Below are 24,996 nucleotides of genomic sequence, written 5' to 3'. Positions count from 1 at the left end.
CATTAATTAACCTCAACTGGAGTTATCAGTAATGGCAAAAGCCCCAATGCGTGTTGCAGTCACCGGCGCAGCCGGTCAGATCGGTTATTCCCTCCTATTTCGCATCGCCAATGGCGATTTACTAGGTAAAGACCAGCCAGTGATCCTCCAGTTGCTTGAAATTCCCGATGAAAAGGCTCAAAAAGCCCTGGCTGGTGTGATGATGGAATTAGAGGATTGCGCATTCCCATTGCTGACCGGCATGTCCGCCCACTCTGATCCGATGACAGCATTCAAGGATATTGACGTTGCATTGTTGGTAGGCGCCCGTCCTCGTGGCCCAGGTATGGAACGTAAAGATTTGCTTTCAGCGAATGCCCAGATTTTTACGGCCCAAGGTAAAGCACTGAATGCAGTAGCTAAGAAAACAGTCAAAGTATTGGTCGTTGGTAATCCCGCAAATACCAACGCTTACATTGCCATGAAATCCGCTCCTGATATTCCTGCGAAAAACTTCACAGCGATGTTGCGCTTAGATCACAATCGTGCACTCTCACAGTTGGCAAGTAAGTTGAACAAGCCGGTTGCCGATATCGAAAAATTGGTGGTTTGGGGTAACCACAGCCCAACGATGTACCCTGACTATCGCTTTGCCACTGTTGATGGGAAGTCGGTAAAAGATAGCATCAATGATGCAGCCTGGAATAAAGATACATTCATTCCTACTGTTGGTAAACGTGGAGCCGCAATTATTGAGGCACGCGGTCTATCTTCTGCAGCTTCGGCAGCGAATGCTGCGATTGATCACATGCGCGACTGGGTTCTTGGCACCAACGGCAAATGGGTCACGATGGGCATACCATCAAAAGGTGAGTACGGCATTCCAGCTGAAGTAATTTATGGCTATCCCGTTATTTGTGAAAACGGTGAATACAAGATGGTTGAAGGTTTGGAAATTGATGATTTCTCACGTGAGCGCATGAATCACACTTTGAACGAATTGCTTGAAGAGCAAGCAGGCGTTAAGCATCTCTTGACATAAGGATTCAGACACATGAAGAAAAATCTGCTCATCATTGGCTTGACTATGACTGGTCTCCTAGGTTCAGCATCAGTTTTTGCTAGCGAAGAGGTCTCTACTTGGACTTGTAGCGAGAGCAAACAATTCAAAACTTCAGGCACAACCGAAAAAGTTCGCCTGACTTGGGAATCAAAAACCTTTGACCTTAGTCGTGAAAATTCACTGCCAGGTAGTTTGCGATACAAGAACACCACTACTGGACATGATCTTGTAGTGCTGGGAAATAAAGCGATGCTGTTTAATATTAAATCGGGAACGCGCCTTGCTGATTTCTGCCAAACGGCAGAGATGAAAACGGGCAAACTTCCCCATTTGTTTGCGAACTCAGAGCCGTTTACTCAGAACTAAAACTGCATTTCAGCATTCGTTGTAAGACAAAAAGCCGAGAAATTCTCGGCTTTTTTATTTACTGTGTTTATTTACTATGCATGGATTTGGACCGCCTAGTGAAATAAAGGCTGCTGTACTGGAGCGTCATCTGGAAGCTCGGCATGAACAGCCTCACCTGATCGATCCGGGAATAGAGGCGCACCACAATCATCACAAAGCTCTGGATCAAATAGCATCGCATGTCGGAAGACATCATCTACACCAGCATCACGAAGTGCATCCGCTATTCGCTTCATCGGACTATCGTCATCCACTAAATCATTTAGCGCATCGTTAGCAACGCTTTCTCGATCATATAAAGGCCAAATCACGCCATAGACCACCTCAGAGGATCCCTTCACACTAAAGGAGATGCGATATTCATCGGCCTGATCTTCGCCAAAAGCGCCTACTACGCAAGATAGGCCTACAGGTAGAACTCCAATGGTGCTTTCTAAAAAATTCACGGCGGCTTTAATACTTAATGGGCGCACAAGTTTATCGGCTAAACGGCAGTTGGTAAAATACGCTTCAGGCAATAGAAGCTCGAATTCACAACCTGGCAAGAGAGAGGCGATAGGCTCTTGCATAGTATTTTGCCATCCAATGAGGCTAACTCCACGCTCTTGACGCGCTGGAGCTTCTGCTTGCCAGCGAAACAATGGAGAACCAGAGGGAGCAGCAACGGCTGCAATGATAAAACGTGGATCCGCTAAGACGGCGATCGTCTCAGACATTTCACGTAGCTCTAACTTCACCTCGCTAGATAAAATGGCTGCATTAGCCAAAGCCTCAGTTAGTAAGCGAGTTTGGCTATGGGAGTGCGGCATTTGATCAATGCTGTAAAGCCAAGGAATAATCGCTATGCGTGCATCGGGAGAGGCAATTTGACTATGCAAGGCAGCAGCGGTAGATTCAATAACATGGATGGGTAGCGCGCCTGAGGGAATTTGGTAGCGAGTGTGGGCAACAATGGGCAAAGCTAGGAGCACTACATCCCAATTGTGCTTTTCATGTTCCATTGTTAAGGATTCGGCTAAGGTCTCAGCACAATCAGCAAGCACTTCGAAAGCCACAATATTGATTCTGAATGTTTGATCTAAGGCTGCATCAATCACATTTTGGTTTTGACTCTTGAGTAAGCGCATTAAGCGCACATTCAAGCGCTCTTCCCAAAACTGATCTTCGATATGACTACCAGAGGCCGCTAATGAAATAGCATCAGCTACCAGTCTCTCCACATCTGGAGAGGATCGTTGTGACGGTTTAGTGCGATGTACAGCCATAGTGCACTCTCCTATTTTCTCTCGGGACGTCTAAACACGGGTTTTTCAGGCTTAGATTCAGAGGCAACATAACGGTACCCGTCTAAATTAAATCCATTCAAATCTTCCGCATCCGTAATACGGTTTTCAACTACATAACGCGCCATTAATCCTCGAGCCCGCTTTGCATAGAAGGAGATAATTTTGTACTTGCCATCCTTGCCATCCTGAAACACTGGAGAAATTACTGGGCATTCCAAATTTTTGGCTTGCACTACTTTAAAATACTCTTCTGATGCTAAATTCAAGAGTAGTGGCTTTTTTTGTTTCTCAAGGATCTTTTTTAAAGAGTCGGTAACGCGCTCACCCCAAAATGCGTATAAATCTTTACCCCTTGCGGTCTTCAAGGAGGTACCCATCTCCAAACGGTAAGCCTGCATAAGATCAAGAGGCCTTAAGGCACCATAGAGACCCGAAAGAATTCGAAGATGGTCCTGAGCAAAATCCAAGGCTTTGGCATTAAGCGTTTTTACATCAAACCCGTCGTAGACATCACCATCGAAGGCATAAATAGCTGCCTTACTATTTTCATCGGTAAATTTCTTAGACCATTCGCGATAACGCCCCACATTTAAGGCGGCTAATGGATCAGATAATCCCATTAAATTAGCCACCTCTTGAGGAGAAAGCTTCTTCAGGTCGGCAATGAGCTTTGCTGATTCCAAAACAAACTCGGGCAAAGTCGGCGCTTTCACCTTGGTCGGGGTTTTGTAATCTAAGGATTTAGCAGGTGAAAGGACTATCAGCATGGCACAATTTGAGAATGAATTTCTCCCATTCTAGCGACTACCCACCTTATTTGCCTTAAATCGCCACCATGGACCAAAACGCCCTTCTCCCCCCAGCATTTCCCAGTCGCCCATAATCGCTGCAACCTCAAAGGAAACCATCATGGCAATAAGCACACCTAAACACAGCAGCATTGATGTCTATAGTTGGCCGACACCCAATGGGCATAAGGTACACATGATGCTTGAGGAATGTGGCTATAAGCTTGGCAAAGATTGGATCGCCCATCCGATTGATATTGGTGCCGGCGATCAGTTCCAACCCGATTTCTTAGCCATGAGCCCAAACAATAAAATTCCTGCAATTTACGACCCTCAAGGGCCTGATGGCAAACCGATCCATCTATTTGAATCTGGGGCAATCTTGCTGTATCTGGCCGCTAAGACGGGTAAGTTTTTGCCTAAGTCTACCCGAGGCAAATATGAGGTACTTCAGTGGCTCATGTTTCAGATGGGTGGCGTGGGACCCCTTTTAGGTCAAAACCACCACTTCCGGATTTATGCCCCAGAAAAAATTGATTACGCGGTGGATCGTTACACTAATGAAGCTAAAAGATTATATGGAGTCATTGATCATCAACTGAAAGACAATCTCTATATAGCTGGGAAAAGCTACTCAATAGCAGACATTGCCATTTTTCCCTGGACGCGCAACTGGAAAAACCAAGGTATTGATATTAATGAGTATCCGAATTTCAAGCGCTGGTTTGAAATGGTTGGTGAGCGTCCTGCAGTGAAGCGAGGTGTTGAAGTATTAACAGCATTACGCAAGCCTTTGCATGATGACAAAGCAAGAGAGCAATTATTTGGTTCATCACAGTATCAAAAAAGGAAATAGCATGAAGATTCAATCGGTCGGAGTAATTGGTGCGGGCACCATGGGGAATGGTATTGCGCAGGTATGCGCAGTAGCAGGTTTAGATGTAGTGATGATCGACATCAACGATGCTGCTGTTGAGCGCGGACTAAGCCAAATCAGCAAAAGCCTAGATCGACTTGTGAAAAAGGAAACCTTAACAATCGAAACTAAAGATGCGGCATTAAAACGAATCAAAGGCAGTACATCGTATGCCGATCTTAGGGGCTTGCAATTGGTGATTGAGGCGGCTACCGAGAATCAATCGGTTAAGGAAAAGATTTTGAAGCAGGTTGATGAGACTGTGACTAAAGAAACCATCATTGCCACTAATACTTCGTCTCTTTCCATCACTAAACTGGCTGCTTTGGATTCCACTCCAAGCCGCTTTATTGGCATGCATTTCTTTAACCCGCCACCGATGATGGCCTTAGTTGAAGTCATACGTGGCTTACAGACTGCTGATGAGACCCATGACGCCATCATTGAGATGGCAAAACGGATTGGTAAAGAACCCATTACGGTTAAAAACTCACCAGGATTTGTTGTAAACCGCATCTTATTGCCAATGATCAATGAAGCCTTCTTTGTATTGCAGGAAGGTCTTGCAAGTCCTGAAGATATTGATGCCGGCATGAAGTTAGGCTGCAATCAGCCAATTGGTCCACTAGCCTTAGCCGACTTGATTGGCCTAGATACCTGCTTGGCAATCATGGAGGTATATTTTGAGAACTTTAGTGATTCAAAGTACCGCCCATGCCCGCTACTTCGTGAAATGGTCTCCGCAGGTTATCTCGGCCGCAAATCTGGCCGCGGTGTCTATACCTATGATCACTAACTCAACACCAACCTAAATAAAGAAGTCTTTGTGAATCCTTTGCCACCCCTAGTTCGTAAATTAGCCTATGCCGGCCTCATTCCCTTTGTAAGCTTGGCTTTAATGGTGCAGTTGGCACCAACACCGCTAAATTATTTGAGTGCGGAGTCCCTAGCTGGATACGGGGCGGTCATCACTGCCTTTATGGGGGCATTGCATTGGGGCGCAAATTTACATACCTTAGGCAAGGCGCCTCCGAGTGATCGCTGGGAGAGCCGAAATGCCTGGATTTGGGGCATCATACCCGCCCTGGTTGCCTGGTTAGCCCTGCATATTTATATTCCAGTTGGCTTAGTCATCCTAGCCTCTGCACTAATTATCCAATGCAATATTGATAAAGAAACCTATCGATATTATTTTTCTAGTGAAGAAGCCCGTAAAGCCTTTATTACTTTACGCAACCGCCTCACGATCGTTGCATCTGGGTGTTTGATTTGGTCAGCCTTTGTCATCTTGTTTGTGCAGAACTAAGCCAAGCAACTATGGCCAATTTATTTGACCAGGCCCCACTAGCGCCATTAGCGGAAGTCTTGCGCCCAAAAACGATTGAAGAAGTCATTGGTCAAGCTCATTTACTAGCCTCAGGCAAGCCACTGAATTTAGCTTTCGCCTCTGGCAAGCCGCACTCCATGATTTTATGGGGGCCCCCGGGTGTTGGTAAGACTACGCTAGCCCGACTATCCGCCAAAGCCTTTGACCGAGAATTTATCGCTATTTCAGCCGTCTTGGCTGGCGTCAAAGATATTCGTGAAGCAATTGAACAAGCTCAACAAAGCATGTCTCAATATGGCAGACAGACCATTCTATTTGTAGATGAGATACATCGCTTCAATAAGAGTCAGCAAGATGCCTTATTACCGCACGTCGAATCTGGCTTGTTCACATTCATCGGTGCCACCACTGAAAATCCATCATTTGAAGTAAATTCCGCCCTTCTTTCTCGTGCACAAGTGTATGTACTAAAGTCATTGAGCTCTTCAGAGCTAATGCAATTGTTTGATCGGGCACGTGAGTATGCAATGCCAGATGTTGCATTTGAATCTGCTGCAGTTGAAATTTTGATCACTCATTCAGACGGTGATGCACGTCGGCTCCTGAATTTGGTGGAGCAAGTGCATAACGTTGTCACTACACCCAATTCCAACATTCAAAAAGTGGATCAGCTCTTTATTGAGAATGCATTAACTGTTCAAGCGCGTCGCTTTGATAAAGGCGGTGATCACTTTTATGATCAAATTTCTGCCTTGCATAAATCTGTCCGCGGATCCAATCCTGATGCGGCGCTTTACTGGTTCTGCCGCATGCTCGATGGTGGAGCAGATCCCCGTTATTTGGCCCGAAGAATTATCCGTATGGCCTGGGAAGATATTGGTCTTGCAGATCCCAGAGCAATGCAGTTAGCCAATGATGCCGCCCAGACTTTTGAGCGCTTAGGCTCACCAGAGGGAGAATTGGCATTAGGCCAAGCCGTAGTTTACTTAGCCATTGCTGCCAAAAGTAATGCGAGCTATAACGCTTTTAATGCCGCACGAGCATATGTAGCTCATGATCAAAGTAAGCCAGTACCTAATCATCTGCGTAATGCTCCAACTAAGCTCATGAAAGACTTGGGTCACGGAAAAGCATATCGATATGCGCATGATGAGCCTCACGCTTATGCTGCTGGAGAATCCTATTTACCGGATGGTATGGCGGAGCCTCGTTGGTATTTACCAGTCGATCGTGGACTAGAGACACAAATAGCAGAGAAAATGGATTTTTTGCGAAAGCTAGATGAGGAGTCGAAAAAGAAATGAATTCAGATCAGCAGACCGCAAAGCCTGTCAAAGGCATCCTGTATTACGACATTATTTCTCCCTTCTCGTATTTTTATATTAAGCAACGCCACCGTTTTGAAAAGCGGGTTGATATTCAACCTATCCCCATCTTAGTGGGTGGTCTTTTTCGAGCAACAGATAACCGCGGTCCCGGGGAGATCGATGCAAAGCGTACTCACACCTACCAATACTGCATATGGCTTGCTGAAAAACTGGGTCTGCCATTTCGCTTTCCGGAGCACCACCCTTTTCTCACTGTTGCAGCACAACGACTTCTAGTTGAGCAAAATGCTCAGTGGGAAATGATTGAGCGAGCATTTGAATACATTTGGGTGGAAGGTAAAGATCCCAACTTATCTTGGCCAGACTTTTGTCAATACCTCGATCTTGCAATAGATACTCCAAAACCTGACTCTCCAGATATCAAAGCAAAATTGATAGCAAATATGGAGTTAGCAAAAGCCGATGGTGCATTTGGAGTGCCGACCCTTATTCTCAATGGACATGCTTTTTGGGGGGTCGATACCATTGACTGGGCCCTAGATTACCTAAATAAGCCCAGCATGTTTGAAGAGGCGGCTTACCTCTATGCGGGCCAAGTCCCTAAGGGGCTATGAGCAATACAATCAGATCTACCCAACATTTTCAGAAAACTTTAAGGATCTTTATCATGCGCAATATCATTACCTCCCTTGCACTTACTCTTGGCCTTCTTGTTAGCGGTGTCGCACTAGCTAACCCTAAAGTTGAATTCAAGACCACCATGGGAAATTTTGTAGTTGAACTTGATTCCGTAAAAGCGCCAAAAACAACTGCTAACTTTATAAGTTACGTCAATAGCGGTTTTTATAACGGGACTATTTTTCATCGCGTTATTGATGGCTTTATGATTCAAGGCGGAGGCTTCACTCCAGACATGACGCAAAAACCCACCAATGCACCTGTAGTTTCAGAGGCTCAAAATGGCCTCAAGAATCAAACCTACACGATTGCTATGGCCCGCACTTCTGATCCTGATTCCGCAACCGCCCAATTCTTTATTAATGTAAAAGACAATGAGGGGTTAAATTATCCGAACGCCATGGGTAATGGCTACACAGTATTTGGCAAAGTCATCTCGGGCACACAAACGATTGATGCCATTCGTAAAATTCCAACTATGATTGCATCGACACCAAAAATGGGACGCATGTCTGATGTTCCCAGCAAGACGGTCACCATTGAGACGGCTACTGTTTTAAAGTAATCCTAGTCAATTTATAGCGCAGGTTGCCCTACAAATGATATTGCTGGACGATGCCCAAAGTACTGAAGCTCAGCCAAGCAGTCGCCTCTACGACAAGGCACTTCAATATTGGGCCGTTTACCCTGGCTCAAGCGCTACAGGGACTATTGCTAAGGTAGAGCAGTGTCTTGAAGATATTAATAATGCATTAGCCAACGGTGAATATGTGGTGGTCGCTGTTGCATACGAATTAGGAGGATATTTTCATCACCTCGTACAACGCCATTCTCCAGCAGTAACTCAACCCCACCCCCTTATTCAAGCCTGGTCTTTTGAGTCATATGAACAACTGAGCAAAGAAGGTGTGGATACTTTTATCCAAAGCCGTATAGCTCAACTGGAATCGGATGATCGTATTGCTGGTGTTGCCAATCTGCAATTCTCAGTTAATGAAGCGCAATTCCACTCCGATATACAAACCATTCAGGAATATATTCGTAGTGGCGATACTTACCAGATCAACCATACTTATCGCATTACGGGTGAGTCCTATGGTGACCCATTAGCTTTATATGCTCGACTAAGAGACCGCCAACCAGGAAGATTTGGAGCGTTTATTACCCAGGACTCTCACTTTATTCTTTCACAATCCCCCGAGCTATTGATACAGAGACAAGGCAACACCTTGAAGGCTATGCCTATGAAAGGTACTGCCAGTGCATTGAGTGAGTCAGCAGATCATTTATCGCACGATGCAAAGAATCAAGCCGAGAATGTCATGATCGTAGATTTGCTACGTAACGATCTCAGTCGACTTGCCTTACCTGGAACCGTAAAAGTGCCGCAACTATTTGAAGTTGCCCGGCATGGCGATGTACTCCAGATGACCTCTACCATTGAGGCTGAGATAAAACCTGGCGTCCGATTAAAAGAGATATTAAATGCTGTTTTTCCTTGCGGATCGGTGACAGGTGCACCGAAAAAAAGGAGCATGGAAATCATTCAGGAGCTAGAGCCAATCAATCGTGACTATTATTGCGGCGCCCTAGGATGGTTAGATCCTAATGGTGATTTTGCATTTAGCGTTCCCATTCGGACAGTTGAAATTGATCGCAATGCGAATACGAATGCCTCATCCTTTACTTTAGGCATTGGCGCTGGCATTACGATTGATTCAGAAGCAAAAAAAGAGTGGGAAGAGTGTCATATCAAAGCAGCCTTCTTAAGCGAGTTACCCAGTCAATTGGGTTTATTTGAAACCATCTTAGTTCGACAGGGTGAGCCTCAACATCTTCCTTTGCACTTAGATCGATTGACAAGCTCAGCACAAGCACTTGGTATCCCAAGCTCGCTAACGGACATTAAGAAAGTGATTGAGCTTGCTTGCCAAAATTGCACTCCTGATAAAGAGTATCGATTAAGAGTGGATTTAGATCATGCCGGTCAAGCCAGCTTTCAACTCGCCCCTTTAAATCCACTACAGAACGCGGTCAAGATTTTTTGGGCCAGCGAAATCCTACCAAATCCAACTCAGGCTATTTTTCATTCTGGCAATCTTTTACTGAGGCACAAAGTGAATAGTCGTAGCGTGTATGACCAAGCCTGGAAATTGGCTGAGGGTCTTGGTGGATTTGATGCCATCTTCGTCAATGAACAAGGCTACGTTACTGAGGGCGGCAGAAGTAGTATTTTTATGAAATCTGGCGATCGCTGGCTAACACCCCCTGTTGCAGCTGGTCTACTACCGGGCGTGATGAGATCGCTCATATTAGGCAATCCAACATTGAATGCCCATGAAGAAAACCTGACTATTGAAGACTTTCGTCATGCGAAAGAGATTATGCTTAGCAATGCATTACGCGGATTCATCCCCGCTCACTTTTAGAAAGTCCGCATGAAGTTTTGTTCACATTGCGCTGCCCCCATTACCTTGAGGATCCCTGCGGATGATTCAAGAGAGCGCCATGTTTGCGAATCTTGCGGGATAGTTCATTACTTTAATCCACGCAATGTGGTTGGCTGTATCCCTGTTTTTGGTGAGCAGGTACTCTTGTGTCGTCGCGCAATAGAGCCAAGACATGGTTACTGGACATTACCGGCTGGATTTATGGAGCTTGGTGAAAGTACTAGCGCTGGAGCAGTCCGAGAAACTCATGAAGAGGCTGGTGCGATTGTTGAAATTGGCCCGCTGTATTCATTACTGAATGTGCCTCATGCAGAGCAAGTTCACCTCTTTTATCTAGCTAACATGACTTCTTCACAATTTAATGCTGGCGAAGAAAGTTTAGAGGTCGCTCTATTTCATGAGCAGGAAATTCCATGGGATGAAATTGCCTTTCCTACGGTAAAGCAAACCTTAGAGTGGTTCTTTGCTGATCGTGCTGCCGGCATTTTTGATTCTGACACTCCGTTTAGCGTTCATAGCAGAGACATTCTGCCATCAGAAAAGATTTAGGCATCTCAAGTACATGAGTAACATCACTTGGCTTGGGGCAAAGGATGCATTTCCAAATCCTATGGATTGCCAGGATCCTGATCCAAGCGTTCCTGGTTTAATTGCTGTCAGTGAGCGTATTTATCCAGGGCAACTAGCCCGCGCATACCAAATGGGGATCTTTCCATGGTACTCAGATAATCAACCCGTTTTATGGTGGTCACCCAACCCAAGAATGGTGCTAAAGCCTGCTCACTTTAAATGCCACCATTCATTAAAAAAAGCGATTCGACTTTTTTTACAGGATCCTCATAAAGAAATCTTAATTGATCATGATTTTGGTGCCGTTGTGCGCTCTTGCGCCACCACTAAAAGAAATGGACAGGATGGCACCTGGATTACCCACGAAATTATGGATGCCTATACTCAACTTCATGAGCAAGGCCATGTTCATAGTATTGCAGTCATGGAAGAAAAACGCCTGATAGGAGGCCTTTATTGCGTGGCATTTGGTGGAATGGTTTTTGGTGAGTCGATGTTTAGCCATCAAACAGATGCCTCAAAAATCGCTTTAGCTACCCTTGCCGCCTGGTGCAGTCAGAATCATGTAGAAATGATTGATTGCCAACAGGAGACTGCCCACCTGGATTCTCTGGGTGCCGAACCAATTGCCCGCAATGAATTTCTGGCACACCTGCAAGCTGCTTTAAAGCAAACTAATATAGAGATCCCTTGGAACTTTGATAAAGCAATTCTGCGTCACTGGCTATGACTCAACTAAAAGAACTCCCCCTAACAGCACTGCAGTTTTATGCAACTGCACCCTACCCTTGTAGCTACCTACCAGGGAAGACTGCTCGCTCTCAGGTTGCAACACCATCTCACTTGATACACGCTGATTTGTATGGCGAATTGGTGAATGCGGGATTTCGTCGTAGCGGTTTATATACCTACCGCCCCTATTGCGATGAATGCAAAGCCTGTACTGCTACCCGCATCCCCGTTAAAAACTTTCAAACCAATCGGAGTCAACGGCGCTCCTGGAAAAAACATGCTGGCCTAGATATTCGCGTTCTCAATCTTGGCTATCAAGAAGAACATTATCAGCTTTATCAGCACTATCAAAATGAGCGTCATGCAGGCGGCGATATAGATCAAGATGATCAAGATCAGTACATGCAGTTTTTATTGCAAAGTCGCGTCAATTCTAGAATCGTCGAGTTTCGAGATGGCCCCCAAGATTCACACCCAGGGCGCTTGCGGATGGTAAGCATGATTGATATCTTGGATCAAGGCATCTCCTCGGTATACACCTTCTATGATGCTAGTAATGCCTCAGCAAGCTATGGGAGTTTCAGCATTCTGTGGCAAATTCAGCAAGCGCTTGAGTTAGATTTGCCTTATCTTTACCTAGGCTACTACATCAAGGACAGTGAAAAAATGTCTTATAAAGCCAAATTTCAGCCTATAGAAGGTTTGATCGACGATCACTGGCAAGCCATCATTGAGCCATAATAGTCACCCATGATCGATAGTTACTCCCTTCTTCGCCCCTGGCTGTTTTCATTGGATCCAGAGCAGGCGCACAATGTCACCTTAGGCAGTTTAGATCGTGCTGAGCGCTGGGGGGTATTGCGCTCTTTGATTAGCCAACCCGCTCCAGACCCACGTAGCATTTGTGGCATCACCTTTCCCAATCCAGTCGGCTTAGCTGCAGGTTTAGATAAAGACGGTAAACATATTGAATCCCTCGGTGCTTTAGGTTTCGGGTTTCTGGAAATCGGCACCGTTACTCCAAAACCACAACCCGGCAATCCAAAGCCACGGATGTTTCGTCTCCCAGCAGCACAGGCGCTGATTAATCGAATGGGCTTTAATAATGATGGTGTTGTTGCTTGTGTAGAACGCGTGCGCAATTCTGTCTATTGGCAAAATGGTGGAATTGTTGGCTTAAATATTGGTAAGAACGCAAGTACGCCCATTGAGCATGCTGCCAGCGACTACGTTACAGCAATGCAGGCAGTCTATGAGGTTGCTGCGTACATCACCGTCAACATCTCCTCTCCAAATACCCAAAATTTACGTGCACTCCAGGGAGAGGTCATGCTGCGCTCATTGCTCAGCAACCTTCACGTGGCACGTGAAGCCCTCAGTGATCAATACGGTGTGCGCAAGCCCCTCTTTTTGAAAATAGCTCCGGACCTTGATCAGAATGACATCAAACTCATTGCCGATCTGCTAATCGAGTTTGGTATTGATGCAATCATCGCTACCAATACCACGATTGCGCGTGATGCTGTTCAAGGCCTTGAGTTTGCCAATGAAGCAGGCGGCCTATCAGGCGCCCCAGTACGCCAGGCATCTAGCGAGGTAGTCAAAAGCCTTAAAGATGTCTTAGGCGAAGCAATACCCATTATTGGTGTCGGCGGCATTTTGTCTGGAAAAGATGCGCAAGAGAAAGTAACTGCTGGTGCCAGCCTAGTTCAACTGTATAGCGGTCTCATTTACCGTGGCCCCAAACTCATCACTGAATGTGCAGCTGCATTGCGCAACAAATGAGTACTTATATGGTGCTGTAGCAATAAAGTCATATTTCATATTGTGCAATTTCAGCAATAATCGCTACAATTGACAGCATGACAACGAGTAAACCCGAAAAAATGCCAAAAGTGGCTGGTGAAGCTGGAAAAACAGCAATCCAGGTACTAGATCGCATGATGAATCTGCTCGATGCACTAGCAATGCATGAAGAATCCAGTAGCCTGAAAAATTTGGCTGAGGACACCGATTTACATCCCTCAACAGCCCATCGCATTCTCAATGACTTAGTTGCCTGCCGTTTAGTGGAACGTGGTGATGGGGGAACCTATCGGCTGGGTCTCAAGTTACTTGAACTGGGCAATCTAGTGAAGGCGCGCCTATCGGTGCGTGAGGCAGCACAAGCGCCTATGCGGGCCTTACACAAGCTTACTGGTGAAACTATTAATCTGTCGGTTCGACAAGGTGATGAAATTGTTTATATCGACCGCGCATACAGCGAACGATCTGGTATGCAGGTAGTTCGCGCCATTGGGGGGCGTGCGCCGCTCCATTTAACATCCGTAGGTAAGCTATTCTTAGCTAGCGATGATCCTAGCCAAGTTCGAGCTTATGTTACTCGTACGGGCCTGGCAGGCCACACCAGAAATAGCATTACTGAATTAAGCAAGTTAGATTCTGAGCTTAATCAAGTGCGCCAATATGGACACGCACGTGACAATGAAGAGCTAGAGTTAGGCGTTAGCTGCATAGCAGCTGAAATCTATGATGACAGCGGCAAATTAGTAGCAGGACTCTCTTTAAGCTCTCCTACAGATCGCATTCAGGACGAGTGGTTACGCCTACTTCAAGATACGGCAATACAGATTTCCAAGGGAATGGGTTACAAACCCAAGGCGAGCGATCTGAGCAGCTAAAACGAGTACACAGCGTCACATCAAACGGCGAATCGCTTGTGGCTCTCCTGATGGCATGCGCTCATACCAATCTTTTACTCTAACGGCATCGGCGAAACGGGATTGCGTACCTACCGAGTCTAAAAAGACTAGCAGTAGTGGCGTGTTATTCACTCTGGCTTGCATCACCAAGCACTTGCCAGCCGCATTAATAAATCCTGTTTTTTGCAGGCCGATATTCATATCGCCAGCACGCACTAAACGATTTGTATTTAGAAATTTCTGTGGGCGTTTTGCAATAACCATCGTTAGATCTGGCCAGGTAGAAAATTCACGGATCATTTTGTACTGATAAGAAGCATTTAACAGGCGTGTTAAATCTTCTGCGGAAGCTACGTTCTCACTCTTTAGACCGGTAGGATCAGCAAAGTTCGAATGAGTCATACCGATTTCTTTTGCCTTGCGATTCATGGCATCAATAAATGCAGGAATACCACCTGGATAATTTCTACCTAAGGTATACGCTGCGCGATTCTCAGAGGACATTAAAGATAAGAGCAATGCCTCTTCACGGGTCAATACAGTGCCGCCAGCAAGACGCGAAGAACCGTAACTACGAACGTCATCTGCATTAATCACAATAGCTTCATCAAGTGGTAATTTGGAGTCCAACACCACCATGGCAGTCATTAATTTAGTAATAGAAGCAATCGGCAGACTGACAGAAGAATTTTTCTCAAAGTACACCTCTTTGGTGTCCTGATTAACTACCATTGCCACGCTAGATTTCAGACTAAGATCATCATGCTGACCCCGAAGACCCAAAGCCGTTGCAAATGAAGGCCTTGCAGCTACAACAGGCTCATTAGAGCGGGTAACTGTTGTACGAACTGTGTGGGGCTTCTTAGAAGATTTAGCTACTTTTTTTACTTCTGTTTTGACGGGCTTCTTTATCGTCGTCTTTGAAGATGTCTTTGTCGAATCCTTAGTCGCCTTTGTAGCTTGAGGATCTTTATTACTTGCGCTCACCTGAAAAGAAGTAGCAACGCCAAATGACACCAAACCAACAACCGCCACGAGCCACAATCGATTCATACGCATCCCAACTTGCCTTCCAAAACTTTAAACATACAGAATGATAATTACTTTTTTGCCTATGCTGTACTTATTACATGCCAAGAGCAAAAAATCTACGTTACTCAACAACTTATTCCGCAATTGTCGCAATAGGGCTAGTTTTCCCTCGATTGACCAGCACAACACCTGTCATGGTAAGCAATAAGCCCAGTGCCATCATTGCGGTAAATGGCTCATCAAACCAGAGCCATGCAATCGCAGCAGTCGTAGGTGGCGTTAAGTACAAAAGACTCGTCACCTTAGTTGCTGCCCCCTTGCGGATCATCATGAATAGCAGGCTAATGGATCCGATTGACAGCGGAAAGATAGCCCACAGTAAAGCCCCAATAACAGAGGGATTCCAAACCATAACGCCGGATTCAAAGTAATACATACAAATAAAGCAAAGGACGGCTGATACTCCAAACTGAATTGATGAGCCAGCCCTTAGATCAAATACTGGGCAGAATTTCTTTTGATAGAGAGTGCCAAAGGTGATCGACAGTAAGGCAGCAAAGGCAAGAACGTAGCTTAAGAGTGGAATATGGGCAAAGCCAATTTTTTCAGCTACTACTAAAGCGACACCTACAAATCCAAAACCAAGACCAATCCACTGACGTCCAGTGACTTTTTCAGAAACCCAAGCAGCAAACCAAGCAGTTAAGATAGGCTGTAAACCAACAATGATGGCTGCTAACCCAGCGGTCATACCCAGGCGAACGGCGAACCACACGCCTAGGAGATAGCCAAACTGAAGCAATATCCCTGCTATCGCAATATGTTTACATTGAGACCAACTCGGCCAACTGATGCGCCACACCACACTGAGGCAGGCCATGGCAAGGAGAACCCCGGAAAAACGCCAAAATAAGAAAGTTGCCGGCTCCACATAGGGCATCGCCAGCCGTGCAATAACAAAGCCAGTACTCCAAATGAGAACAAATAGCGGTGCAATGAGGCCATCAAGTTTCACTGTCATAGATGACTTATTGGATAGGAGATTTTTTTGTGATCAATAGTCGATTTTAGGCTTTTTTTCACTCAGGATGCCCGAAATTGGTCTTTAAGTAGATAAACGAAAAAAAACCCCGATCGCTCGGGGCTTTTTATATCCAGCTAAGTGGAAAGCATGAATACTTTAATGCGCTTTCTTTTTGACTGGTGGTAAATCAGTGCAGTGCCCGAGAGCAGCTTCTGCAGCTAAACCGACCGACTCACCTAAGGTAGGGTGCGGATGAATAGTTTTGCCGATATCAACTGCATCTGCTCCCATTTCAATTGCAAGGCACACTTCACCAATTAAATCACCAGCGTGTGTTCCTACAATTCCACCACCAATGATGCGCTTACTAGTGGCATCGAAAATGAGTTTAGTGAAGCCTTCATCGCGACCATTGGCAATAGCTCTGCCGCTAGCAGCCCATGGGAATAAACCTTTTTCGTAAGCAATTCCTTGAGCTTTACATTGATCTTCGGTCAAACCTGCCCAGGCTACCTCTGGGTCGGTGTAGGCAACCGAAGGAATCTGTTTGGCATCAAAATAGGATTTCTCGCCAGCAGCTACTTCAGCAGCAACGTGACCCTCATGCACAGCCTTGTGGGCCAACATGGGTTGACCAACAATGTCACCAATGGCAAAGATCGTATTCACATTAGTACGCATTTGATTATCAACAGAAATAAATCCGCGCTCATCCACCATCACACCGGCAGCAGAAGCATCAATCTTTTTCCCGTTAGGAGTGCGGCCTACTGCTACCAATACCAGGTCGTAGATTTGTGGCTCAGATGGAGCATTCTCCCCCTCGAAGCTGACTTGAATACCATCCGCTTTTACTTCTGCTTTAGTGGCGCGCGTTTTCAGCATGATGTTTTCAAAACGGCCGGCATTAAACTTCTCCCAAACCTTTTCTAAATCACGATCGGCACCAGCCATCAAGCCATCCATCATTTCAGCAATATCAATGCGTGAGCCTAAACCGCTGTATACAGTTGCCATCTCCAAGCCGATGATGCCGCCACCAATAACTAACATACGCTTTGGAATACTCTTGAGCAACAAGGCCCCAGTACTATCTACAATGCGCGGGTCTTCCGGTAAGAATGGTAACTTTACGGGTTGACTTCCCGCTGCGATGATTGCCCTCTGAAAACGCACGACTTCCTTTTTGCCGGCTAAGTCTTGCCCATCACCCTGAGTGAGTTCAACCTCAACGTGATTAGCATCCAAGAAGCGGCCAAGACCTCGCACTACGGACACCTTACGCGCTTTAGCCATACCGGCCAATCCGCCAGTTAACTTAGCAATGACCGAGTCTTTATAGCCACGCAATTGATCAATTTCAATCTTGGGAGCGCCATAACTAATGCCATGCTTTGACATCGTTTTGACTTCATCCATGACGGAGGTTGTATGTAATAAAGCCTTAGAGGGGATGCAACCTACATTTAAGCAAACGCCGCCTAATTTGGCATAACGCTCAACCAAAATGGTGCTCTTACCGAGATCAGCACTGCGGAATGCCGCGCTATAACCACCTGGGCCGGCACCAAGTACCAATACTTCGCACTCGTGATCTACCTTGCCGCTATATTGACCAGCGCTTGGGGCGCTAATCGCTGGAATAGCTACTGGCGGTGTAATTGGAGCTGGGGGTGCTAAAGGCGAAACCGGGGCTACTGCCTGAGGTGTAGCTACAGCACCCGTCTCTACTTCAGCAACAATGCTGCCCTTACCAACTTTATCGCCCGCCTTAACGGAAATACTCAGAATGGTTCCTGCTGTATCAGCAGGAACTTCCATCGTAGCCTTATCGGACTCGAGCACCAGTAGAGGCTGCTCTTTTTCAATGACATCACCCACTTTGATGAGTACTTCAATTACCGGCACATCTGTATAGTCGCCAATATCTGGAACAAGAATTATTTGCTTAGCCATCTCTTTTCCTTACAGCGCTGCACGACGGAAGTCGGACATGAGCTGAGCGATATACACACTAAAACGGGTTGCTAAAGCACCATCAATGACACGATGGTCGGCACTTAATGACAATGGACAGATTAAGCGCGGAACAAATTGCTTGCCATCCCAAACGGGTTTCATAGCAGCCTTGCTCACTCCCAGAATTGCCACCTCAGGAGCATTGACGATTGGCGAGAAATAGGTGCCACCGATACCACCCAATGAGGAAATAGTGAAGCTAGCGCCCTGCATTTGATCTGGCTTTAATTTGCCATCACGCGCTAAGGCGGCAAGCTCTGATGTTTCGCGAGCAAGCTCAAAAATGCCTTTTTTATCAGCATCACGAATCACCGGCACAACTAAACCATTAGGAGTGTCTGCAGCAAAAGCAATATTGAAATACTTCTTCAAAACCAAATCATCGCCATCAAGAGAGCTGTTGAACTCAGGATATTTCTTCAGCGCTGCAACGGCAGCCTTCATCAGGAAAGCCAGCATGGTAATTTTGATTCCCTGCTTTTCATTCTCTTTATTCGTAAGTACTCTAAATGCCTCTAAATCCGTAATGTCAGCATCTTCGTGATAAGTCACCGCAGGAATCATGACCCAGTTACGTCCTAAGTTCGCTGCGGTAAGTTTCTTGATCCGATTTAATGGCTGACGCTCAGTCTCACCAAATTTAGAAAAATCAACCTTAGGCCAAGGAATTAAATTCAGACCACCTAAGCTTCCGCCAGTCGCGTTAGTACTGTTTACAGCGCCGCCACTCATGGCCGCCTTGATGAATGCCTGTACGTCCTCTTGAGTAATTCTTCCTTTTGGACCTGTACCGGTTACCTGATGAACGGCAACTCCAAGCTCACGGGCAAACTTGCGCACTGAGGGGCTAGCATGACTTGCTGTTGGGTCTACAACTACGGGTGTGTCGCTAACAGGAGCGGGTGTTGGGGCACGCACAATCGGCGGCTCAACTTTTGGTGCGGGTGCTGACACTGGCTCAGCTTTCGCTACTGTGGGAACAGTAGGCACTATCGCCGCAGCTGGTGCAACCGCCTCGCCACTCTCCTCTAAAACTAAAACAACAGCGCCTTCAGAAATAGAGTCACCTACTTTGACTTTGACTTCTTTCACCACACCGGAGTGTGATGATGGCACATCCATAGTCGCCTTATCTGACTCAAGGACAACAATAGACTGCTCTTTCTCAATGAGATCACCGACTTTTACCAAGACTTCGATCACTGGTACGCCTGAGTAATCCCCAATATCCGGGACTTTAATATCAATTAATTGGCTCATAGTATTTATCTCTTATCAAACCGTCATTGGATTGGGTTTGGTGGTGTCGATTTCGTATTTCTGAATTGCTTCAGCAAGCTTTTGACGATCAAGCTGCCCTGCATCGACTAAGGAGCGTAATGCTGTAAGGACAACCCAACGACGATCCACTTCAAAGAAGTCGCGTAATTTTTCACGAGTATCAGAACGGCCAAAACCATCCGTGCCCAATACCTCGAAGCGACGACCCATATGTTGAATAGCTGGGCGAATTTGCTCGGCAAATAAACGCACATAATCCGTTGCAGCAATGATGGGACCGACAGTGTCTTTAAGGCATTTTTCTACATGAGATAAAGCTGGCGCTACAGTTGGGTTCAATAAATTATTGCGGTGAGCTGCATTCCAATCACGGCCCAACTCCGTAAAGCTTGGACAACCCCACAGATCCGAAGCTACGCCCCAATCCTTGTGTAATAGTTCAGCGGCCTCGACTACTTCTCGGAAGATGGTGCCTGAACCCAGAAGTTGTACGCGCAATTTCGCATTCGCATCACCAACGGATTTCAGTTTGTACATCCCTTTAATAATGTCTTGCTCAGCGCCCTTTGGCATTGCTGGATGAGCATAGTTTTCATTCATCAAAGTGATGTAGTAGTAGACATCCTCTTGATCGGCGAGCATGCGACGCATACCATCCTGAATAACTACAGCCACCTCAAATGAGAACGAAGGGTCATAACTAATACAGTTTGGAATTGCAGAGCTCCATACTTGACTGTGACCATCTTCATGCTGAAGACCTTCACCGTTCAATGTAGTTCTACCTGCAGTGCCACCCAATAAGAAGCCGCGACTACGCATATCACCGGCAGCCCAACACAAGTCACCAATACGTTGGAAGCCAAACATGGAATAGAAGATGTAGAAAGGCAACATCGGTACACCATGAGTAGAGTAGGAAGTTGCAGCAGCAATCCAATCGCACATACCGCCAGCTTCGTTAATACCCTCTTGCAAAATCTGGCCTGTCTTGTCTTCCTTGTAGAACATCAATTGATCATGATCTTCTGGCGTGTACAGCTGACCCAACTGGCTCCAAATACCTAACTGGCGGAACATACCTTCCATACCGAATGTACGTGACTCATCCGGAACAATCGGCACCACACGTTTACCGATCACCTTGTCGCGAACAATCGTATTCAGGATGCGAACAAAGGCCATGGTCGTAGAAATTTCACGGCCTTCAGTTGTAGCCTCTAACAGCGGACCAAATACATCCAGAGCAGGAACCGGGAGGCTTTCCGCTTTCATACGACGTTGGGGCAAGTAACCACCGAGCTCCTGACGGCGAGCTTTCATGTACTCAAGCTCAGGACTGCCATCAGCAAATTTTACTAAAGGCAATTCATCTAACTGATCATCCTTAACAGGAATCTCAAAGCGGTCGCGGAAACGACGAACGTCATCCGCATTCATTTTCTTGGCTTGGTGTGCAATATTCATTGCCTCACCTGAACTACCCATGCCGTAGCCTTTAATGGTGTGAGCCAAAATAACGGTAGGTTGATCTTTGTGGTTAACGGCTGAGTAAAAGGATGCAAATACTTTGTGAGGATCATGACCACCACGATTCAGTTGCCAGATCTCATCATCACTCCAATCGCTCACTAAGGCTTTGAGCTCTGGTGTATTAAATACAATCTCACGAACATAAGCGCCACTTTTAGCTTTCATGGTTTGATACTCGCCATCGACGATTTCGCCGAGACGTTGCATCAAGATGCCCTTCTTGTCGCGTGCAAATAAGGCATCCCAATGCCCACCCCAAACCACTTTGATGACGTTCCACCCTGAACCACGGAATTCACTTTCAAGCTCTTGAATAATCTTGCCGTTTCCACGAACGGGACCATCAAGACGTTGCAAATTACAGTTCACAACAAAAATCAGGTTATCTAATTTTTCACGGCCAGCCATACCGATTGCGCCTAGTGATTCTGGTTCGTCAGTTTCACCATCACCTAAGAAAGCCCAAACCTTACGACCTTCGGCTTTGATAAAACCACGGTCCTGCATATAGCGCATAAATCGAGCTTGGTAAATCGCCATGATCGGCCCAAGACCCATAGATACGGTTGGAAACTGCCAGAAATCAGGCATCAACCAAGGATGCGGGTAGCTTGAAATACCATTGCCGCCAACTTCTTGACGGAAATTATTTAGTTGCTCATCGGATAAGCGTCCCAACATATAAGCGCGGGCATAAATACCAGGCGCTGAATGTCCTTGAACAAATATGAGATCACCGCCATGATCAGGAGATGGCGCATGCCAGAAATGATTAAAGCCAACGTCATACAAAGTAGCCGCCGACTGGAAGGAAGAAATATGTCCACCAACGTTAGTATCTTTATTGGCGCGTAAGACCATAGCCATCGCATTCCAACGGGTGTATGAACGAATGCGGTGCTCTACATTCTGGTCACCCGGTAAGCGTGCTTGCTGCTCCACTGGAATCGTGTTGATATAGGGTGTCTCTGCATGGAATGGCTGACTGACACCATTGACTCGTGCATGCGAAATCTGCTGGTCGATAAGATAGGCAGCTCTTGCTGGACCCTCATTGCGAATAACACCATCAAGTGCCTGTAACCACTCTTGAGTTTCACCTGGATCCGCATCTTGTTTTCCTGCGCTACCCAAAATTTGATCTGGAACTGCTGCCATAAACTGCCTCCGTTAATTACATTGGTGTTATCGATTCACTCTATAGGCAATATTCTAGGAAGGTCTATGGGTGTAAACAAGCAATTTTCCACATAATGATAACTTTTCTCACTATATGAGAATTTGTTGCAGCGCAAATAACAGGCACAGGGCTTGTTAGTGGGTGAGATAAAGATAGCAATCAGGCAAAATAAGGCAAATTACATGAAAAAAATCGTTTTTGCTATCTCGCAACTGAAAACCGTAAAGTGGGCCCGTCGGATACGGGGTTTTAAGCTTGTCTACACCCCATTACTAGCAATCGTGCTATTCACTGTAGTGATGGGTGTAATTATGGGCACCCTTCAGCTTCAGGAAAAAAGTCAGCAAGAGGCGGCCTTATTTAGAGAGCTCTCCTTTGCAAAACAACGCATTCAGCTACGTTTTGCAAACAATACCGAAGTTCTGCAATCCATCGGGAGAGACTATGTCAGTACTGGTGAGTCCAGCAAATCAAAAGACAACATCGTTATTGAGGCAGAAAATTTACTGCAAAGTAATCATGAAATTGTGCAATTCATTTGGATCAATACTGAAGGTCAACGTCAGTGGAAAGTGCCACCGAACAACTTAAAAACAGATTGGTTTTATAAAAAAGAGAATGCTGGTGCAATGAGTCAGGCGCTAAGTAAGACGATTGAGCTCAGCGCTGCAACCAATCGGCCGGCTTTTAGTCAGTTCGTTTCGCTGGAAGTTCCAAGCGAAGAGCTTGTCTCTAAAGAAATTCGCAATGTATTTTGGCAGGTCGTCCCCCAGCTCTATGGAAGTGAAGTCAAAGGTATGGTGGCGATACTGTATACAACCCAGGGACTGCTTGAAATGATCCCCGGAGAACTCAAAGGGCAATACCGGTTTACGCTCATGACAGATGGTGAAAAGTTGCTCGCTATATCCTCTGATAAAAATACGCCAAGACGCGCCTTTAGTAACCAAACTAGCCTAGATATTGGTGTACTCAGCCCCAATCTCATTCTCAGAATTGATACCTATCCACCGGCTACCAATTTGACTTTCAGAATGCTCATTGGCGTGGTCTTGGGATTAAGTGCATTTGTGATTTGGAGCCTTTGGTCAGTATTAAAGCAAATGCAAGTAAGGCAAGAGGCAGAGGCCAATCTTCGAGCAGAGACGAATTTTCGAAGCGCGATGGAAAACTCCACCCCAGTGGGAATTCGTGCTCACGACATGAAGAAAGCGATTACCTATGTCAATCCTGCGTTTTGCGAGATGACGGGCTGGTCAGCAGAGGAGCTCATCGGGCTGAAACCTCCCTTTGCCTTTTGGCCAGAGGGGCAAAAAGGTGAGCTTACTGAAAAAATGGATAAAGCCCTAACCTTAGAGCTAAATCAGGATGGAAAAGTGGGTATCGAGGGTGCAATCATTCACCGCAATGGTCAAGTCATTCAGACACGAACCTTTATTGCACCCTTAATTAATGAGAAGGGTTTCCAGACTGGCTGGGTAACCTCATTAATTGATATCTCAGAACCAAAAAAGATTCGTGAAGAATTGGCAGCCTCACAGGAGCGCTTTGTCACTGTGCTTGAAGGTTTGGATGCAGCCGTTTCAGTAGTCTCAGATCAGACCGGAGAATTGCTATTTACAAATCGCTTCTATCGGGAACGTTTTGGCAATACTGCTAAGGGCCATTTCGAATTAGCTGGTGGTGACATACACCAACATCAGATTGATGCAGCAAATCAAGAGTCTGAATCAGAAGAAATTCAATTACTTGATGAGGCTACTGGAACTTTAAAATGGTATGAAGTCCGCAGACGTTTTGTCCCTTGGGTGGATGGGCACCTAGCACAACTGCTCATCGCAACCGATATTACGATACGTATCGAGGCGGATGATTTAGCTCGACAACAAGAAGAGCGTATGCAATTTACTAGTCGCTTAACTACTATGGGTGAAATGGCCTCCTCATTAGCCCACGAATTAAACCAACCTCTTGCTGCAATCTCCAACTATTGCATGGGCGTAGTAAAACGATTGCAAGGACAGCTCGATCCCGTTTTACAAAAAGATATTTTGCCCGCACTACAAAAAGCTTCTGATCAAGCGCATCGTGCCGGAACCATCATTCAACGCATCAAGGGCTTTGTAAAGCGTAGTGAGCCGCAACGTAAATCCTGCGACATCAGTGAAATCATTCATGATGCCGTTGGTTTAGTGGAAATTGAGGCTCATCGACATCGACTCAGCATCAGCACGGAACTTGCCCAAAATTTACCTCAGGTTGACCTAGACCCCGTATTAATTCTGCAGGTCTTGGTCAATCTTCTAAAGAACTCTCTTGATAGCCTAAGGGAGGTTTACCCCCTCTCCTCCCGCTGGACAGCTCCTCCAGTTCAGATATCAGCAGATCTTGATACCAGCACCTTCCCGGCGATGCTGCGCATTCAAGTCACTGATAACGGCGGCGGAATCCCAGAATCTGTCATTGAGCGCATTTTTGAGCCCTTTTTCAGCACTAAAAACGATGGAATGGGCATGGGTTTGAATATCTGCCGGTCCGTCATTGAATCCCATCAAGGGCGCCTTATGGCAAAAAATCGTATGGACGCAGAACATACCAAGATTTCTGGTTGCACCTTTACAATACTATTGCCCTTAGAATCCCCGGGCTCTTTGGGGTAACTGGCTTATTGATGCATTTTTTTGATTTATCTGTGAGAGC

General features: G+C 46.0%; 22 protein-coding genes. 15 read left to right on the top strand and 7 right to left on the bottom strand.

Features of this window, described 5'->3' with window-relative positions:
* The first annotated feature begins 31 nt into the window (after positions 1 to 31).
* Entirely contained in the window at positions 32 to 1,021 is a 990-nt protein-coding gene (locus DN92_RS05220; protein WP_173960256.1) for a malate dehydrogenase, read from the top strand.
* Between the two features lie 12 nt (positions 1,022 to 1,033).
* Entirely contained in the window at positions 1,034 to 1,408 is a 375-nt protein-coding gene (locus DN92_RS05215) for a hypothetical protein (RefSeq protein WP_173960255.1), read from the top strand.
* Positions 1,409 to 1,503: 95 nt separating this feature from the next.
* On the opposite strand, the gene DN92_RS05210 is transcribed toward DN92_RS05215, so the two are convergent.
* Together DN92_RS05210 and yaaA are read right to left on the bottom strand one after the other, a co-directional pair.
* Positions 1,504 to 2,715: a DUF2863 family protein gene (locus DN92_RS05210; protein WP_173960254.1), complete on the bottom strand. Its 1,212-nt coding sequence runs from the start codon at positions 2,713 to 2,715 to the stop codon at positions 1,504 to 1,506.
* 11 nt (positions 2,716 to 2,726) lie between these two features.
* Positions 2,727 to 3,503, bottom strand: a complete 777-nt coding sequence (yaaA, locus tag DN92_RS05205) for a peroxide stress protein YaaA (RefSeq protein WP_173960253.1) — start codon at positions 3,501 to 3,503, stop codon at positions 2,727 to 2,729.
* A gap of 142 nt (positions 3,504 to 3,645) precedes the next feature.
* On the opposite strand from yaaA, the gene DN92_RS05200 reads away from it, so the two are divergent.
* From DN92_RS05200 to DN92_RS05145, 12 genes are all read left to right on the top strand, one after another.
* Positions 3,646 to 4,380, top strand: a complete 735-nt coding sequence (locus DN92_RS05200; RefSeq protein ID WP_173960252.1) for a glutathione binding-like protein — start codon at positions 3,646 to 3,648, stop codon at positions 4,378 to 4,380.
* Position 4,381: 1 nt separating this feature from the next.
* A complete protein-coding gene (locus DN92_RS05195) occupies positions 4,382 to 5,236 on the top strand; it encodes a 3-hydroxybutyryl-CoA dehydrogenase (RefSeq protein ID WP_173960251.1) in 855 nt (284 codons plus the stop codon).
* A gap of 30 nt (positions 5,237 to 5,266) precedes the next feature.
* The gene (locus DN92_RS05190) at positions 5,267 to 5,746 is read left to right on the top strand and encodes a DUF3429 domain-containing protein (protein ID WP_173960250.1); all 480 of its coding nucleotides are present in this window, start codon (positions 5,267 to 5,269) and stop codon (positions 5,744 to 5,746) included.
* Positions 5,747 to 5,757: 11 nt separating this feature from the next.
* Entirely contained in the window at positions 5,758 to 7,071 is a 1,314-nt protein-coding gene (locus DN92_RS05185) for a replication-associated recombination protein A (RefSeq protein WP_173960249.1), read from the top strand.
* Entirely contained in the window at positions 7,068 to 7,709 is a 642-nt protein-coding gene (locus DN92_RS05180; protein WP_173960248.1) for a 2-hydroxychromene-2-carboxylate isomerase, read from the top strand. The genes DN92_RS05185 and DN92_RS05180 overlap by 4 nt, the downstream gene beginning before the upstream one ends.
* A 53-nt stretch (positions 7,710 to 7,762) precedes the next feature.
* Positions 7,763 to 8,338, top strand: a complete 576-nt coding sequence (locus DN92_RS05175; protein WP_173960247.1) for a peptidylprolyl isomerase — start codon at positions 7,763 to 7,765, stop codon at positions 8,336 to 8,338.
* Between the two features lie 34 nt (positions 8,339 to 8,372).
* Complete coding sequence (locus DN92_RS05170; protein WP_173960246.1) at positions 8,373 to 10,202, top strand: bifunctional chorismate-binding protein/class IV aminotransferase; 1,830 nt, start codon at positions 8,373 to 8,375, stop codon at positions 10,200 to 10,202.
* Between the two features lie 9 nt (positions 10,203 to 10,211).
* On the top strand, positions 10,212 to 10,772 hold the full coding sequence (locus tag DN92_RS05165; protein ID WP_173960245.1) for an NUDIX hydrolase: 561 nt from the start codon (positions 10,212 to 10,214) through the stop codon (positions 10,770 to 10,772).
* Between the two features lie 13 nt (positions 10,773 to 10,785).
* Positions 10,786 to 11,523, top strand: coding sequence for a leucyl/phenylalanyl-tRNA--protein transferase (gene aat, locus DN92_RS05160; protein ID WP_173960244.1), 738 nt, complete (start codon positions 10,786 to 10,788; stop codon positions 11,521 to 11,523).
* A complete protein-coding gene (locus tag DN92_RS05155; protein ID WP_173960243.1) occupies positions 11,520 to 12,266 on the top strand; it encodes an arginyltransferase in 747 nt (248 codons plus the stop codon). Before aat ends, DN92_RS05155 begins: the two co-directional genes overlap by 4 nt.
* A 9-nt stretch (positions 12,267 to 12,275) precedes the next feature.
* Positions 12,276 to 13,310 (top strand): quinone-dependent dihydroorotate dehydrogenase, encoded by a 1,035-nt coding sequence (locus tag DN92_RS05150; protein ID WP_173960242.1) that lies wholly within the window; start codon positions 12,276 to 12,278, stop codon positions 13,308 to 13,310.
* A 77-nt stretch (positions 13,311 to 13,387) separates the two neighbouring features.
* Positions 13,388 to 14,206, top strand: a complete 819-nt coding sequence (locus tag DN92_RS05145; protein ID WP_217426057.1) for an IclR family transcriptional regulator — start codon at positions 13,388 to 13,390, stop codon at positions 14,204 to 14,206.
* Between the two features lie 15 nt (positions 14,207 to 14,221).
* Here DN92_RS05145 and DN92_RS05140 read toward each other — a convergent pair whose 3' ends face one another.
* The 5 genes from DN92_RS05140 to aceE form a co-directional block, all read right to left on the bottom strand.
* A complete protein-coding gene (locus DN92_RS05140) occupies positions 14,222 to 15,286 on the bottom strand; it encodes a serine hydrolase (RefSeq protein ID WP_173960241.1) in 1,065 nt (354 codons plus the stop codon).
* Between the two features lie 106 nt (positions 15,287 to 15,392).
* Positions 15,393 to 16,280, bottom strand: coding sequence for a DMT family transporter (locus tag DN92_RS05135; RefSeq protein WP_173960240.1), 888 nt, complete (start codon positions 16,278 to 16,280; stop codon positions 15,393 to 15,395).
* A 159-nt stretch (positions 16,281 to 16,439) separates the two neighbouring features.
* Positions 16,440 to 18,239, bottom strand: coding sequence for a dihydrolipoyl dehydrogenase (gene lpdA / locus DN92_RS05130; protein ID WP_173960239.1), 1,800 nt, complete (start codon positions 18,237 to 18,239; stop codon positions 16,440 to 16,442).
* 9 nt (positions 18,240 to 18,248) lie between these two features.
* Positions 18,249 to 19,562: a dihydrolipoyllysine-residue acetyltransferase gene (aceF, locus tag DN92_RS05125; RefSeq protein ID WP_173960238.1), complete on the bottom strand. Its 1,314-nt coding sequence runs from the start codon at positions 19,560 to 19,562 to the stop codon at positions 18,249 to 18,251.
* Between the two features lie 15 nt (positions 19,563 to 19,577).
* Positions 19,578 to 22,274 carry a pyruvate dehydrogenase (acetyl-transferring), homodimeric type gene (gene aceE, locus DN92_RS05120; RefSeq protein ID WP_173960237.1) on the bottom strand — a complete coding sequence of 899 codons (2,697 nt, stop codon included), beginning with the start codon at positions 22,272 to 22,274 and terminating at the stop codon, positions 19,578 to 19,580.
* Between the two features lie 204 nt (positions 22,275 to 22,478).
* Between aceE and DN92_RS05115 the strand changes: the two genes are divergently transcribed.
* Positions 22,479 to 24,956 carry a PAS domain-containing sensor histidine kinase gene (locus tag DN92_RS05115; RefSeq protein ID WP_173960236.1) on the top strand — a complete coding sequence of 826 codons (2,478 nt, stop codon included), beginning with the start codon at positions 22,479 to 22,481 and terminating at the stop codon, positions 24,954 to 24,956.
* Positions 24,957 to 24,996 lie beyond the last annotated feature (40 nt).

Source organism: Polynucleobacter arcticus (assembly GCF_013307205.1).
Lineage (GTDB): Bacteria > Pseudomonadota > Gammaproteobacteria > Burkholderiales > Burkholderiaceae > Polynucleobacter > Polynucleobacter arcticus.
This window is presented reverse-complemented; position numbering and strand designations above follow the sequence as displayed.

What these genes read in the sequence shown, in the direction of transcription:
- DN92_RS05220 (WP_173960256.1), top strand. Translation starts at nt 32, where the DNA reads ATGGCAAAAGCCCCAATGCGTGTTGCAGTCACCGGCGCAGCCGGTCAG.
- DN92_RS05215 (WP_173960255.1), top strand. Translation starts at nt 1,034, where the DNA reads ATGAAGAAAAATCTGCTCATCATTGGCTTGACTATGACTGGTCTCCTA.
- DN92_RS05210 (WP_173960254.1), bottom strand. Translation starts at nt 2,715, where the DNA reads ATGGCTGTACATCGCACTAAACCGTCACAACGATCCTCTCCAGATGTG.
- yaaA (WP_173960253.1), bottom strand. Translation starts at nt 3,503, where the DNA reads ATGCTGATAGTCCTTTCACCTGCTAAATCCTTAGATTACAAAACCCCG.
- DN92_RS05200 (WP_173960252.1), top strand. Translation starts at nt 3,646, where the DNA reads ATGGCAATAAGCACACCTAAACACAGCAGCATTGATGTCTATAGTTGG.
- DN92_RS05195 (WP_173960251.1), top strand. Translation starts at nt 4,382, where the DNA reads ATGAAGATTCAATCGGTCGGAGTAATTGGTGCGGGCACCATGGGGAAT.
- DN92_RS05185 (WP_173960249.1), top strand. Translation starts at nt 5,758, where the DNA reads ATGGCCAATTTATTTGACCAGGCCCCACTAGCGCCATTAGCGGAAGTC.
- DN92_RS05180 (WP_173960248.1), top strand. Translation starts at nt 7,068, where the DNA reads ATGAATTCAGATCAGCAGACCGCAAAGCCTGTCAAAGGCATCCTGTAT.
- DN92_RS05175 (WP_173960247.1), top strand. Translation starts at nt 7,763, where the DNA reads ATGCGCAATATCATTACCTCCCTTGCACTTACTCTTGGCCTTCTTGTT.
- DN92_RS05170 (WP_173960246.1), top strand. Translation starts at nt 8,373, where the DNA reads ATGATATTGCTGGACGATGCCCAAAGTACTGAAGCTCAGCCAAGCAGT.
- DN92_RS05165 (WP_173960245.1), top strand. Translation starts at nt 10,212, where the DNA reads ATGAAGTTTTGTTCACATTGCGCTGCCCCCATTACCTTGAGGATCCCT.
- aat (WP_173960244.1), top strand. Translation starts at nt 10,786, where the DNA reads ATGAGTAACATCACTTGGCTTGGGGCAAAGGATGCATTTCCAAATCCT.
- DN92_RS05155 (WP_173960243.1), top strand. Translation starts at nt 11,520, where the DNA reads ATGACTCAACTAAAAGAACTCCCCCTAACAGCACTGCAGTTTTATGCA.
- DN92_RS05150 (WP_173960242.1), top strand. Translation starts at nt 12,276, where the DNA reads ATGATCGATAGTTACTCCCTTCTTCGCCCCTGGCTGTTTTCATTGGAT.
- DN92_RS05145 (WP_217426057.1), top strand. Translation starts at nt 13,388, where the DNA reads ATGACAACGAGTAAACCCGAAAAAATGCCAAAAGTGGCTGGTGAAGCT.
- DN92_RS05140 (WP_173960241.1), bottom strand. Translation starts at nt 15,286, where the DNA reads ATGCGTATGAATCGATTGTGGCTCGTGGCGGTTGTTGGTTTGGTGTCA.
- DN92_RS05135 (WP_173960240.1), bottom strand. Translation starts at nt 16,280, where the DNA reads ATGACAGTGAAACTTGATGGCCTCATTGCACCGCTATTTGTTCTCATT.
- lpdA (WP_173960239.1), bottom strand. Translation starts at nt 18,239, where the DNA reads ATGGCTAAGCAAATAATTCTTGTTCCAGATATTGGCGACTATACAGAT.
- aceF (WP_173960238.1), bottom strand. Translation starts at nt 19,562, where the DNA reads ATGAGCCAATTAATTGATATTAAAGTCCCGGATATTGGGGATTACTCA.
- aceE (WP_173960237.1), bottom strand. Translation starts at nt 22,274, where the DNA reads ATGGCAGCAGTTCCAGATCAAATTTTGGGTAGCGCAGGAAAACAAGAT.
- DN92_RS05115 (WP_173960236.1), top strand. Translation starts at nt 22,479, where the DNA reads ATGAAAAAAATCGTTTTTGCTATCTCGCAACTGAAAACCGTAAAGTGG.